The following is a 13,786-nucleotide window of genomic DNA, read 5'->3' as shown; positions in this document are numbered from 1 at the left end:
TATTTATCTCAGCCAATCATAGTGAAGTAGCGAGTTTTATGTCTGAGCCACGTTTCGTCCACTTACGCATTCATAGTGATTACTCCATGGTTGATGGAGTGTCCAAAGTGCCGCCATTGGTAAAAAAAGTGGCGGAAATGGGCATGCCTGCGATGGCACTCACCGATTTCAGTAATTTATGTGGGTTGGTTAAGTTCTATAACACTGCGAACAATGTGGGTGTTAAGCCCATTATCGGGGCAGATTTTAATGTTCAGTCTGATGCGTTTGGCGATGAGTTATGTCAGCTAACCCTGCTTGCCACCAATAAAGTTGGGTACAAAAACCTGACATTACTGATCTCCAAAGCGTATTTGCGCGGCCATGTGCAGCATCGTCCTGTGATTGATCAACAATGGCTCGTTGACCATGCCGAAGGCCTAATTGTGCTATCTGGCGGCTGTCGTGGTGATTTGGGTCGTGCTTTACTGAAAGGCAACCAAGCGCTCGCCGAACAGTGCGCACACTTCTATCAGCGGTACTTTCCTAACGCTTACTATATGGAGTTGGTGCGGACCGGACGCCAAGATGAAGAGAGCTACCTCCATTTTGCGGTCGACTTTGCTGCCGAGCATGATTTACCTGTCGTGGCGACCAATGAAGTCTGTTTTCTCTCGCCCGATGAATTTGATGCTCACGAAATTCGCGTCGCGATTCATGATGGCTTTACGCTCGATGATCCGCGTCGGCCTAAACACTACAGTGCAGAGCAGTATTTACGCACTGAGCAAGAAATGTGTGAGCTGTTTGCGGATATTCCCGAAGCACTCACCAACAGTGTTGAAATAGCCAAACGCTGTAATGTGCCTGTTCGGCTAAACGAATACTTCTTACCGAACTTCCCGACCGAGGGAATGGACATTGATCAGTACCTGGTTAAACGCTCGCAAGAGGGGTTGGAAGAACGTCTCGCCTTTTTGTTTCCTGATGAAGCAGAAAGAGCACGTCGACGACCCGACTATGACGCACGCTTAGAGCGTGAGCTTGGCGTGATTAACCAAATGGGATTTCCCGGGTACTTTTTGATCGTCATGGAGTTTATCCAATGGTCAAAAGATAACGATATCCCCGTTGGTCCAGGGCGCGGTTCGGGCGCTGGCTCATTGGTTGCGTATGCCCTCAAAATCACCGACCTGGATCCGCTGCAATTTGATCTGCTTTTCGAGCGCTTCTTGAATCCCGAGCGTGTCTCGATGCCGGATTTCGATGTCGATTTCTGTATGGATAAACGCGATCTGGTGATCGACCATGTCGCCGAAATGTACGGACGTGATGCGGTATCTCAGATCATTACCTTTGGTACCATGGCGGCCAAGGCGGTTATTCGCGATGTAGGTCGGGTGTTGGGACACCCTTACGGCTTTGTTGATCGCATTTCTAAACTTGTGCCTCCTGATCCAGGGATGACCCTTGAGAAAGCCTTTGACGCAGAGCCCCAGCTGGTCGAAGTCTATAACAATGATGAAGAAGTCAAAGCGCTGATCGACATGGCGCGGAAGCTGGAAGGGGTCACACGTAACGCGGGTAAGCATGCGGGCGGGGTAGTGATTTCGCCCACGACGATTACCGATTTCTCGCCACTCTATTGTGATAGCGAGGGACACCACCCTGTTACCCAGTTCGATAAAAATGATGTTGAAACCGCAGGCTTGGTGAAGTTTGATTTCCTGGGCCTGCGAACCCTGACGATCATCGACTGGGCGTTGGGCATGATCAATCCTCGCTTGAAAGCCAAAGGGCTGGATCCGATTGATATTACCGCGATCCCGATGACCGATCAGGCATCCTTTGCGATGTTGCGTAAAGCCGAGACGACCGCGGTTTTCCAGCTGGAATCGCGTGGCATGAAAGAGCTGATCAAGCGTCTTCAGCCCGATAGTTTTGAGGACATGATCGCTTTGGTGGCGTTGTTCCGGCCGGGCCCGTTGCAATCAGGGATGGTCGATAACTTTATTGACCGTAAGCATGGCCGAGAGCAGGTTTCTTATCCCGATGAGAAGTGGCAACATCCGTCACTGCAAGAAACGCTTGAGCCGACTTATGGCATCATTCTCTATCAAGAGCAGGTGATGCAGATTGCGCAAACGCTAGCGGGGTATACTCTCGGCGGTGCAGACTTGCTGCGTCGTGCCATGGGTAAGAAAAAGCCCGAAGAAATGGCCAAGCAGCGTGCAATCTTTGAGAAAGGGGCGATCGCCAACGGCATTGATGGCGAGCTGGCGATGCGCATCTTCGACTTAGTAGAAAAGTTCGCCGGTTACGGCTTTAACAAATCGCATTCAGCGGCATATGCGCTAGTTTCTTATCAAACGCTGTGGCTAAAAGCGCACTATCCCGCTGAGTTTATGGCGGCGGTGATGACTGCTGATATGGATAACACCGATAAAGTCGTGGGGCTGGTTGAAGAGTGTCGCCGCATGAAGCTGACGGTGTTACCGCCCGATGTGAATGCGGGTCTGCATCATTTTACCGTGAATGACCAAGGTGAGATTGTCTACGGTATTGGGGCGATTAAAGGGGTTGGCGAAGGCCCTATTGATACAATTGTCGCCGCTCGCGAGCAAGACGGTTATTTCCGAGACTTGTTTGATTTTTGTGCTCGAATTGATACTAAAAAAGTCAACAAACGTGTGATTGAACGGCTGATCCGCGCCGGTGCTATGGATAAACTGGGGCCACATCGTGCTGCGATGATGGCGTCTGTCGATGAAGCTATTCGCGCCGCGAGCCAACACCATCAAGCTGAAGCATATGGGCAAACCGATATGTTCGGGGTATTAACTGATGCCCCTGAAGAAGTTGAGCACGCCTACGCGCATGCGGCCCCTTGGCCAGATAAAGTATGGCTAGAGGGAGAGAGAGAAACGCTAGGGTTGTATTTAACCGGTCATCCCATTAATAGTTACCGCAAAGAGCTGAAAAATTATGTGACCTGGCGGCTGGAAGATGCGCACGCAACTAAACGCGATGTGATCTCGACCGTTTCAGGGTTGGTGATTGCTGCGCGAGTCATGACCACCAAACGCGGCTCTCGGCTGGGGATACTGACCCTGGATGATCGTTCGGGCCGGATGGAAGTGATGCTTTTTTCTGACGTGCTCGACAAATATCTTGATCTAGTGGAGAAAGATCGCATTCTGGTGGTCTCAGGACAGGTCAGCTTTGATGACTTCAACGGGGGGCTTAAAATGACCGCCCGTGAATTGATGGACATTAGCCAAGCGCGGGAAAAATACGCGCGTTGTTTGGGCATATCGATGTCATCTAAGCAAATAGAGGCCCCCTTTTTTGAACGATTTCATGATGCACTGGCGCCGTATCGTTCGGGTACGGTGCCGGTGAATATCTATTATCAGCGTGATGATGCGCGTGCTCGGTTGCGTTTAGGCGCGGAATGGCGTGTGACGCCAACCGATGAATTAATCGACACCTTGAAAGGCTTGCTCGGTAATGATCAAGTCGAATTAGAGTTTAACTAAGCCAGGCTGGTGACGTATCGCGTACACTGGCGGTGACCAATAGGATTCTCTTGGTATGAGTCTTAATTTTTTAGAGTTCGAAAAACCGATCGCAGAATTAGAAGCCAAAATTGAGGCCCTTCGTGCGGTGTCCAAGCGTGGCGGAGAAGACGCGGTTAACTTAGATAAAGAAATCGAGCAGCTGGAAACCAAAAGCGTTGAGCTTACTCGAAAGATTTTTGCTGATTTAGGTGCTTGGCAAGTCGCGCAGTTGGCGCGTCATCCACAACGCCCTTACACCTACGATTATCTGAACCGGATTTTTCACGAATTTGATGAGCTGGCCGGCGATCGTGCGTATGCCGACGACAAAGCATTAGTCGGTGGATTGGCGCGTCTTGAGGGACGTCCAGTGATGGTGATCGGTCACCAAAAAGGGCGTGATACTAACGAAAAGGTAAAACGTAACTTTGGAATGCCAAAACCAGAAGGGTACCGTAAAGCATTACGCCTGATGAAGATGGCGGAACGGTTTAATATTCCTGTGATCACCTTTATTGATACCGCCGGCGCGTATCCTGGTGTGGGCGCGGAAGAGCGCGGCCAGTCGGAAGCGATTGCTCGAAACCTTAAAGAAATGGCTGGGTTAACTGTCCCCATTATTTGTAATGTGGTCGGTGAAGGAGGCTCTGGAGGAGCGTTAGCGATAGGCGTAGGCGATTACGTCAACATGCTGCAATACTCAACCTATTCGGTGATTTCGCCTGAGGGATGTGCGTCGATTCTTTGGCGTGATTCAGCAAAAGCCCCTCAAGCGGCGGATGCAATGGGGATCACAGCGCCACGGCTTAAAGAGCTGGGTTTAATTGATACTGTGATTAGCGAACCACTTGGGGGCGCCCATCGCGATTTAACCGCGATGGCAGAGCGTATTAAAGACACCTTGTTGGCCCAGCTGGCTGATTTGGAAGGCTTGGATACGGAAAGCCTGCGCGATCGTCGTTACCAGCGTTTATTGAACTACGGTTATTGCTAAGCCGTTATGGTATTTATAGGGATAAAAGGGCCTTCGGGCCCTTTTCTTTTTACCAGCGGCCAGCAACAATGGCGGATTATATCAACAGTGAATGCCTATGCTTTACCAACAACTTTGTGATTGTTTGGCACCGTTAACCACGACGCCACGGCAGATCATTCTCGCATTAAGCGGTGGTCTGGACTCTCGGGTGCTGCTTGCACTGTTGGCTCAGTATCGTGATCAGCATCCTCAGCATTGTTATCGGGTGGTCCACGTTAATCATGGTTTGCAACTGCAGGCTGAACAATGGGCGAGACAATGCCAACACTGGGCTGCACAAGCGGGCTTTGACTGTCGAGTTGAGCATGTTGAACTCGACAGTGCGCTCAGTCTTGAACACGCCGCGCGTGAAGCAAGGTATCAGGCTTTGCAACAACATCTAGAGCCGGAAGGTTTAGTGTTGACGGCGCAGCATAGTGACGATCAGGTCGAAACATTTTTTCTCGCGCTAAAGCGTGGCAGTGGCCTCGACGGATTAGCAGGGATGCCCGAGGTGCGTCCATTAGGACAGGGCTGGCTCGTGCGGCCTCTCTTAGCCCAATCACGTGCTGCCCTTGCAAGCTATGCCAGCAGCCATGGGCTGAGTTGGATTGATGACCCTAGCAATCAGCAAACTCGCTTTGATCGCAACTTCTTACGTCAGCACTGGTTACCGCAAGCCGATGCGCGCTGGCCTGGCTTTCGACAAGCCGTTCAACGCACACAGCGCCTATGTGCAGAGCAATCCTCACTGCTGACGCGTTTTATCGCGCCGATAGTGGAAAATGCACTTAGTGATTCAGGCGCGTTACCGATCGCGGTACTCCCCCAAGCGGATCCTGCCATGGCGCATGCGCTGCTCCGTCATTGGCTAAAGCGATATAAGTTGGTGCTCACTTATGCGCAGTTACAGGTGCTTATCCGTGACGTGATCCACGCCAAACAAGACGCTAACCCGTGTTTGACGATCGCAGATGTCAGTATTCGTCGCTATCAGCAACAGCTTTATGTCGTCACACCTTGTGCCGACTTATCGCAGTGGCAAGGAGAGTTAACACTGGAGCAGCCCCTGACGTTACCCGATGGGCTTGGACAATTGCACTTGTCGCCCTTTGAGGCGACAGCGCCAGGTTTAGCGCTCGGACCATTAACCTCAACGCTCAAGGTCCACTTTAATCCGAGTGGCTTAGCAATGCATCCTGTTGGGCGGCAAGGGCGGCGAAAATTGAAGAAGCTCTATCAAGAGGCGGCGATCCCAAGTTGGTTACGTCGTCGGCAACCTATTGTCTGTGACGATCAGGGCGTGGTAGCGGTGGCTGACCATTTTGTTCGTCTAGGGGCGAGTGGTCAGCAATGGCGACTCGTTTGGCAACGTTAGCGTTAGTCTTTGCAAACGGATGTTTACCTATTTTTACTCCGTTAAACCGAGGACAAAAGAAACATCGCGCATCATGGCGGCATAATAGCATGCCCGTCTAGTGATGATTAATTGAGCAGTTAAGCGCCCCGGGCTTGCTTAATTTTCCCGAATTACTTAATGTACTAGTCTAATGATACATGAGGTAAGTGGTAATGGCATCAAGTCGCGAGTTATTCGGTACTAGAATTGGCTTCGTTCTCGCTGCAGCAGGGGCTGCGGTTGGGCTCGGTAATATTTGGGGTTTTCCGACGCAAGCGGCCAGTAATGGCGGGGGCGCTTTTTTGCTCGTCTATCTTCTGATGATTCTGCTGGTCGCGTTTCCGATGCTGGTGGTCGAGATGGCGATAGGCCGTCATGGTCGAGCTAACCCGCTAGATAGTATGCGTGCATTAAGTGACAACCCACTAATGAAGCGCTTAGGCAGTGGTGTAGGTCTTATTGGCCTGGCGGTGCCTTGTATGGTGTTAGCGTTTTATAGCATCGTTGGTGGTTGGTTAGTGTCATTTTTGCTCGCCGCGGTCGCAGAGATCCTGCAATTTACCGATACAGCGGCTTGGTTAAAAGGCTTTTCGGCGTCGCGTAACCTGTTTGGTGCTATCCTTTTTTATGTTTTGACTATTTTTATCGTCCAAGCCGGGGTCAAGCAAGGGATCGAACGCTGGTCAACGCGTTTGATGCCTGCGCTATTTGTCTTATTTGCCGCCATGTTCATCTACATCATGACATTGCCAGGCGCGACAGAAGGACTAAAGCACTATCTCATCCCAGACTTTAGCAAGATCATGGACAAAGACTTGTTGCTAGCCGCGATGGGGCAAGGGTTCTTTTCGCTGACGATTGGTGGGTGCTCGATGTTGATTTATGGCTCTTACCTTAGCCAGAAAGAGAATTTGCCGAAGATGGCCTTGAGTGTGACCTTGGTGGATACTGCTGTGGCGGTGGTTGCGGGGTTAGTGGTATTGCCAGCGATGTTTGTGGCGATGCATCAGGGCGTCGAAATCTATGCTCAGGATGGCAGCTTACTTAGCGCCGATACCTTAGTATTCACCGTGTTACCCTTGCTGTTTGAAAGCTTAGGTGCTGCTGGCCCTTATGTGTCTTTGGTCTTCTTTTTATTAATGACGATTGCCGCACTGACGTCTTCTATTTCTATGCTCGAGTGTCCGGTTGCACTGGCTAGCGAGCGGTTAGGATCAAATCGTAAATTGACAAGCTGGGTGCTTGGCGGCTTGATTGCGGCGTTGAGTGCGGTGATTGTTTTCCACTTTGGTACTTTGTTCGGGTTAGTGGCAAAAGTGGCGACGCAATACTTCCAGCCTTTTACTGCTTTACTGTTTTGCTTATTTGGTGGCTGGATCTGGGCGCGTGACCGTAAGTTGTCTGCCTTACGTGAGGGCTATGAAGAGATTGAACAGAGCCTTTTTTGGAAAATTTGGCCCGCCTATGTGAAGTTCGTGTGTCCTATTTTGGTGGCAACCGTGTTATGGGTGTCACTGGGTTAAGCGAACACGCTCACAGGGTGAATTGAGATAAAAAGCGGACACCATGTCCGCTTTTCTCGTTTTAATCCTGATTACCGAAATTGCTTCGTTGCTTCCAGGTAGTCAAAGCCCGCGTCTTTAAGTCGAGCACAGAGAGCGACTTTATCTATCTCGTAATAGCGAACCAAATCGTCCAAGCCATCGAATTCATCACGCAGCTTCATGTTGATGATGCTCATCAGCATCACAGGATCCATGGTCGCGTAATTGTTTAAATCCATCTTAATCCTCGTGATCGCTAATCAATAAATTGGCGGCTGCAAATGCAGCTTGGTCGCGACGTGACTGAGGAATCGACGGATCTTGTGCAACGTCGTTTAGGGTGTTGATCGCGCAGTGGATCGCCGCAGGAATATAGCCTTGCTCACCACTGCCTATTTCGGCATAGCGTTGGCGAATAAGATCACAGCAGTCTGCAACTTTCATGATTGTCTCCTCAAGTGATGATAAGGAGCACTATACCCAATCTCACCGGCAGGAGGAAAGTATTAACGTGCGCGCTTTTGGCGGTACATGCTCTGGTCAGCACGCTCGTAAAGAGAGAGATTATTGTCGCCTTGTCGATACTCAGAAAATCCGACCGAGGCGCTGATCTGATGGCTGGATAGCAGGTGGTCTTGGCCAACGAGTTGTTTAACGCGTGTTGTGACTCGCTTGACTGACGTTTGGCTGGCGGGCTGTAAGATGACGGCAAACTCATCGCCGCCCAGTCGATAGCAGCGATCACTTCCTCTTACCGCTTCCCTAACCAGCAATGAAAAGCGGCGTAACACTTTATCGCCGTCCAAATGACCATAGGTGTCATTGACTTGTTTAAAGTTGTCCATATCGAACATCACCATCACAAGGCCGATATTTTCTCGCTCGCATACAGCAACCGCATGCTGAAGATCCTGCTCAAAGCTCGTACGGTTGTGTAAGCCTGTTAAACCATCAAGTAACGCCATATTTTTCACACGCGTATACTCAACGGCATTATTAAGTGGCCCGGCTAATAACTTGTGATAGGTGTGTAACAAGCTAATTTCGTCTCGGTCGAGCTTATAAGGTGTCGAATATTGAAGGACACCAAGCGGCTGTTTATTGAACTTGATTGAAAACGTTTGACGAAAGGTATGTTGCTCACCACGGCGAATGATATTGGAGATGTCATCGTGCTCCCAAATAATCCGACCGATATCGATATGTTTTTCTAATTGGCGCGCATAGACCTCGAACAGGACCTTTATATCAAGGTGGCCTTGCAGTTTTTGCAGCAACAACAAGCGCTGATCGGCGCCCAACGGAATAATCCGCGGGGGGGAATCAGCCTTTGTATACTGCTTTATGTGCGAGGCATTCATTAAAGGATAACAACTCTACAATCGTGTGTGTTTGTAATGGTAAAGCAGAAATCATGCCAGCCTTTAATATTCATCCTAATCATGGTGAGGAGAGGCTAATAAGCATGTTGTTTTTTAGATAATTAATCGGTCAGTAGAGAGAGAATATCAGACTGATGATTGTGTGCATCGCGATAACCAATGTCAATCAACTGGCGAAGGTATGCCGGCTCAAATAACAAATAACTCGCTAGGGTCGCATCTTGACCGGCATTGATGCCTAATAATTTGAGTAAACTCCGCAAGGCTATCGGCATATGTGGGTAAAAACGCTTGGCTAGGGGCTCAAAAGGCTCAGAAGGACGCAGATGTAAGGCATCAATATGGCGTAATCCCAACTGTTGCTGCTGTGATGGTGTCAGCGCACTAGCCACTTGATTAAGTCGTTGAAGGTGCTCCAAATCTGCAGACAGTGTATCGGCGAAAATGGCATTCATCAGGTGGCCGCCGAGCATTGCTAGCCCAGGAGCTGCATGATTTATTTGAGCAGATTGCCGGATCCCAGTGGTCAAATCTAAAATGAGGATACGCTCTGCATCCATTTTTACCGCTGGCCGCAAAGGTGCGATCTGGTGGATGGCACCGTCACCGTAAAACTCATGGCCAATTCTAGATGCTGGAAACATGAACGGAATAGCGGAAGATGCGAGTAAGTGTTCTGTTGATATTTGACTGCGGCGGCCCACCGCCCGGGCACGTACCCAAGGCGGAATATCCGGATCTCCTTGGAAAAAGCTGACTGACTGGCCGGTTTGATAGTTAGAGGCGGTGACGGATAGCCCGTGTAAGTGCCCAGCTAAGACCTGATAATTAAGTTTATTAAAGTTAATGGTTTGATTAAGCAGATAGCGTAAAGGTCGGTTATTTAGTAAGCCAAAGGGAATGGGAGGTTGATAGTGAGACTGAAAACGTTGCCCGGTTTGTGACAACAGGTGGCCAATCAATGCGCTGGGGTGACTCGCAATGACACGAGACGTACTCAATCGGCGCCATAGCCACGACAGTTTTTTGACGCCTAGTCGAAAACATGACGCATGGCTCGCAAGGGAGACGGCATTAATCGCACCGGCTGATGTGCCACAATAAATAGTAAACGGGCTAGTATGCACGCGCGGATACCACTGCGCGATCGCCGATAACACACCAACTTGGTAAGCGGCTCGGGCCCCACCGCCAGTCAGCACCAAAGCTGTCTTAGGTTTGCTTTTGGCCATACATATCTCATCCTCGCGCTAACAGTTTGATTATAGACAGCCTGTGTGCGCCGATGCATGGTCATTGTCACACTCTTTCCAACATTCAATCTTTTAAACATTGCGGATGGTGACTGCGTTAAATAGAGGGCTTTGTAATCAGTGAGGCCGGTTGGCAACAAATCAGCAAAAAAATACCCCGCTAAAACGGGGTATTGAATGCAACCATCACGCGCTATTTAAGCGAGTTTTGATTGAATGAAAGTCAGTGCATCGTCAATCGCAAAAGGCACTTTCTCGCCATCACGACGGTGTTTGTACTCGAACACTCCGTTATCCATGCTGCGCTCTCCGATAACAATCGTGTGAGGAACACCGACAAGTTCAATGTCGGAGAACATTACGCCTGGGCGCTCTTTACGATCATCGAATAATACATCGATACCAGCGTGAGTCAGATCAGCATAGAGTGCTTCTGCTGCTTCGCGTACGCGCTCAGACTTATGCATATTCATCGGTACAATGGCAACTTTAAATGGCGCAAGGGCATCGGGCCAGATAATGCCATTTTGGTCATGGTTCTGTTCGATGGCGGCAGCAATCACACGCGTAATGCCGATACCGTAACAGCCCATTTCTAGCATCGCGTTCTTGCCATCCTGTCCAAGCACGCCGGCATTCATTTTTTGCGAGTAGTTATTACCAAGCTGGAAAATATGACCGACTTCAATACCGCGTTTAAACATCAGCGTTCCTTTGCCACACGGGCTAGGGTCGCCTTCGACAACGTTACGTAGGTCCTCAACTTGGTCAAGCGTCGCATCGCGTCCCCAGTTGATCCCGAAGTAGTGCTTATCGTCGATATTGGCACCTGCGCCAAAATCGTTCATGACTGCCACACTGCGGTCAACGATGAAAGGAGACGGTAAGTTGACAGGCCCTAAAGAGCCAGGACCCGCTCCAACCAGTGCGCGGATTTCTTCTTCAGTCGCAAAGGTAAGTGGTGCAGCAACCTGTGGTAGGTTCTCTGCTTTCACTTCATTCAACTCGTGGTCGCCACGGATGATTAGGGCGATAAGATCAGACTCTACCTCGTCAGAGGCTTTGACAAATAAAGTTTTTACCGTCTTTTCAATCGGAAGCTCAAACTGCGCAACCAACTCAGCGATGGTTTTCGCATCAGGAGTATCGACGAGCGTCATTTCTTGGGTCGGTGCATCAGCCTGCGTTTTAGGTGCCAAAGCTTCGGCTTTTTCAATATTTGCCGCGTAGTCGGACTCGGTTGAAAATGCAATCAGATCTTCACCACTGTCGGCCAGGACATGGAACTCGTGTGATGCTGACCCACCAATCGCACCGGTATCTGCTAACACAGCACGATAATCCAGCCCCATACGATCAAGAATGGCACAGTAGGCCGCACGCATTTTCTCGTAGCTTTGTTCCATGCCTGCTTTATCAATATCAAAACTGTACGCGTCTTTCATTGTGAATTCACGTGAGCGCATAACACCAAATCTTGGACGTACTTCATCACGGAACTTGGTTTGGATTTGATAAAGATTGAGCGGCAGTTGCTTGTATGAATTAATTTCATTACGTGCCAAGTGCGTAATCACTTCTTCATGCGTAGGGCCTAAGACAAAATCACGCTGATGGCGGTCAGCAATACGAAGTAGCTCAGGACCAAACTTCTCCCAGCGCCCCGTCTCTAACCAAAGATCAGCAGGTTGGACAACGGGCATCATGGTCTCAACGGCACCGGCTCGATTCATTTCTTCGCGCACAATGCGTTCAACATGGTGAAGTACGCGGACACCCGAAGGCAACCAAGTATAAAGGCCAGAGGCAAGTTTTCGAATCATGCCCGCGCGCAGCATCAGCTGGTGGCTGACAATCTCTGCGTCGCTAGGGGTTTCTTTCAAGGTAGAAAGCAGATATTGACTGGTACGCATTTAAAGTTATCCGTTGAAATTGGCGTTCAATAAGTCCAAACATATTAACAGTGTGGGGGAGTTTCGACAAAAGCTTCTACCGCCACGACCAGGATTTGCGTAGGTTGTACATAAAACCGCACGTTAAAATCAAAAAGGTGTACGGCGTAACATTTATCATCCTTTTTACCCTGTTTATAAGCAGGACGAGGATCCTGGGCTAATACTTCGCTAATCACGCGTTGATGGTAGGCTTGATAAGGAGATTGAGATAAAGCCTGTAATGCGTTGTCAGAAAAACGGACGTCCATTGGGGTCGGTTTGGTTTGAGCAAATCCGCCTTGAGCGTCGGCTATGCTATCTGAATAGGGAATGTATGGTTTTATATCGATAATAGGTGTCTGGTCGACGAGATCGCATCCGCGCAGTGTTAAGGTGACCTGCCCGTTATCCTGTGACACATCAACTAACTCGACGGCTGACATGCCAATACCGTTAGGGCGAAACGTCGCTCGGCTAGCAAAGACGCCAATACGTTCATTCCCACCTAAACGAGGGGGACGCACTGTCGGTCGCCATCCTTTCTCTAAGTTTTGGTCAAAGATAAAGAGCAACCATAGATGGGAATATTGTTCGATGCCTCGGACAGCCTCAATCTGATTCGCGTCATCGTGTAATTTAAGGTGGGCAAGCGCACTCGGTGCCAGCCCCGGTTGGCGAGGAACAGCAAACTTTTCTTTAAACGGTGATTGGAGCGTGCCGATCGGCGTGATAGAAAATGGGGAGCGCATAAACGAATAAACCCGACAATAAAGCCGCTATACTAGCATGCGAAAGAGACGGGGAGTATGGATGCAAGTCAGTCTTGAGCGTGACATAATCTGGTGACTATTGATGAAGAGGAAAAATGCGTGAGGCTACCAGCAATTTTTATCGATCGTGATGGCGTGGTGAATGTTGACCACGGTTATGTGGCCAGTATCGATAACTTTGAATACATTGACGGTGTGTTTGAGGCGTGCCGCGCGTTAAAAGAAAAAGGATATCTTTTAGTGTTAGTCACTAATCAAGCGGGCATTGCTCGGGGTTACTACAGCGAAGAAGATTTCTTACAATTGACAGAATGGATGGATTGGAACTTTGCCGATAAAGGTGTCGATTTCGATGGCATCTACTATTGCCCGCATCATGCATTAGACGGCATCGGTGAATATCAACTTGATTGTGACTGCCGAAAACCTAAACCAGGCATGCTCTTAGAGGCAGCGGAAGAGCTTGATATTGATTTATCTCGCTCTGTGATGGTGGGTGATAAAGCAGATGACATGAAAGCCGCTCAAGCAGCAGGTATCGAAACGCGATTTCTGGTTCGTTCAGGGAAGCCTATTACCGAAGAAGGGATGGCGTTAGCGACCGCGGTCCTCGTATCGATTGCCGATGTGCCGGATGCATTGAAAGATACCCAAGCGTAAACGTATATTTAACGATGCGGCGAAAAGTTGTGCGATTAGATTTTTTTGAACAAAAACACTTGCATCAAAAAAACAACTCTCTATAATTCGCTTCTCGTTGGCACGGCAAGCCGAGCTAACAACGGCAATACAGACAAGCAAAACAAAATGCTTGACTCAATGCCAAAGTGGCGTATTATGCCACTCCCGCTCAACGATGAGCGGCGCTCTTTAACAATTTGACCTATGCAATCTGTGTGGGCACTCGTTGAGAATAGACAAAAAGATTTATTCGATGAACTGAGTGACCA

11 protein-coding genes are annotated in these 13,786 nt (G+C 49.3%); 5 read left to right on the top strand and 6 right to left on the bottom strand.

All coding sequences use genetic code 11. The features are described 5' to 3' along the window. Window positions 1-38: 38 nt before the first annotated feature. The 4 genes from dnaE (at window position 39) to BZG76_RS00040 (ending at window position 7,476) form a co-directional block, all read left to right on the top strand. On the top strand, window positions 39-3,518 hold the full coding sequence (gene dnaE / locus BZG76_RS00055) for a DNA polymerase III subunit alpha (protein ID WP_077459726.1): 3,480 nt from the start codon (window positions 39-41) through the stop codon (window positions 3,516-3,518). 55 nt (window positions 3,519-3,573) lie between these two features. Next, the gene (gene accA / locus BZG76_RS00050; protein ID WP_021021988.1) at window positions 3,574-4,533 is read left to right on the top strand and encodes an acetyl-CoA carboxylase carboxyl transferase subunit alpha; all 960 of its coding nucleotides are present in this window, start codon (window positions 3,574-3,576) and stop codon (window positions 4,531-4,533) included. Between the two features lie 97 nt (window positions 4,534-4,630). Beyond that, the gene (gene tilS, locus BZG76_RS00045; protein WP_198532280.1) at window positions 4,631-5,932 is read left to right on the top strand and encodes a tRNA lysidine(34) synthetase TilS; all 1,302 of its coding nucleotides are present in this window, start codon (window positions 4,631-4,633) and stop codon (window positions 5,930-5,932) included. A gap of 194 nt (window positions 5,933-6,126) precedes the next feature. Next, window positions 6,127-7,476: a sodium-dependent transporter gene (locus tag BZG76_RS00040; RefSeq protein ID WP_077459724.1), complete on the top strand. Its 1,350-nt coding sequence runs from the start codon at window positions 6,127-6,129 to the stop codon at window positions 7,474-7,476. 71 nt (window positions 7,477-7,547) lie between these two features. Here BZG76_RS00040 and BZG76_RS00035 read toward each other — a convergent pair whose 3' ends face one another. The 6 genes from BZG76_RS00035 to tsaA all read right to left on the bottom strand — a co-directional run bounded on the left by BZG76_RS00035 (window position 7,548) and on the right by tsaA (window position 12,815). After that, the gene (locus BZG76_RS00035; protein WP_021021985.1) at window positions 7,548-7,736 is read right to left on the bottom strand and encodes a DUF4250 domain-containing protein; all 189 of its coding nucleotides are present in this window, start codon (window positions 7,734-7,736) and stop codon (window positions 7,548-7,550) included. Between the two features lies 1 nt (window position 7,737). After that, window positions 7,738-7,941 carry a YaeP family protein gene (locus BZG76_RS00030; RefSeq protein ID WP_021021984.1) on the bottom strand — a complete coding sequence of 68 codons (204 nt, stop codon included), beginning with the start codon at window positions 7,939-7,941 and terminating at the stop codon, window positions 7,738-7,740. Between the two features lie 62 nt (window positions 7,942-8,003). Next, window positions 8,004-8,858, bottom strand: coding sequence for a GGDEF domain-containing protein (locus tag BZG76_RS00025; protein ID WP_021021983.1), 855 nt, complete (start codon window positions 8,856-8,858; stop codon window positions 8,004-8,006). Between the two features lie 122 nt (window positions 8,859-8,980). Next, on the bottom strand, window positions 8,981-10,111 hold the full coding sequence (locus tag BZG76_RS00020) for a patatin-like phospholipase family protein (RefSeq protein ID WP_077459723.1): 1,131 nt from the start codon (window positions 10,109-10,111) through the stop codon (window positions 8,981-8,983). Between the two features lie 218 nt (window positions 10,112-10,329). Next, entirely contained in the window at window positions 10,330-12,045 is a 1,716-nt protein-coding gene (locus BZG76_RS00015) for a proline--tRNA ligase (protein WP_077459722.1), read from the bottom strand. A 44-nt stretch (window positions 12,046-12,089) separates the two neighbouring features. Then, the gene (gene tsaA / locus BZG76_RS00010; RefSeq protein ID WP_077459721.1) at window positions 12,090-12,815 is read right to left on the bottom strand and encodes a tRNA (N6-threonylcarbamoyladenosine(37)-N6)-methyltransferase TrmO; all 726 of its coding nucleotides are present in this window, start codon (window positions 12,813-12,815) and stop codon (window positions 12,090-12,092) included. A 120-nt stretch (window positions 12,816-12,935) separates the two neighbouring features. Here tsaA and gmhB point away from each other — a divergent pair, with 120 nt between their 5' ends. Beyond that, window positions 12,936-13,496 carry a D-glycero-beta-D-manno-heptose 1,7-bisphosphate 7-phosphatase gene (gene gmhB / locus BZG76_RS00005; protein ID WP_108743637.1) on the top strand — a complete coding sequence of 187 codons (561 nt, stop codon included), beginning with the start codon at window positions 12,936-12,938 and terminating at the stop codon, window positions 13,494-13,496. Window positions 13,497-13,786: the final 290 nt, after the last annotated feature.

This window comes from Salinivibrio sp. AR647 (genome assembly GCF_001995415.1).
Taxonomy (GTDB): domain Bacteria; phylum Pseudomonadota; class Gammaproteobacteria; order Enterobacterales; family Vibrionaceae; genus Salinivibrio; species Salinivibrio costicola.
This window is presented reverse-complemented; position numbering and strand designations above follow the sequence as displayed.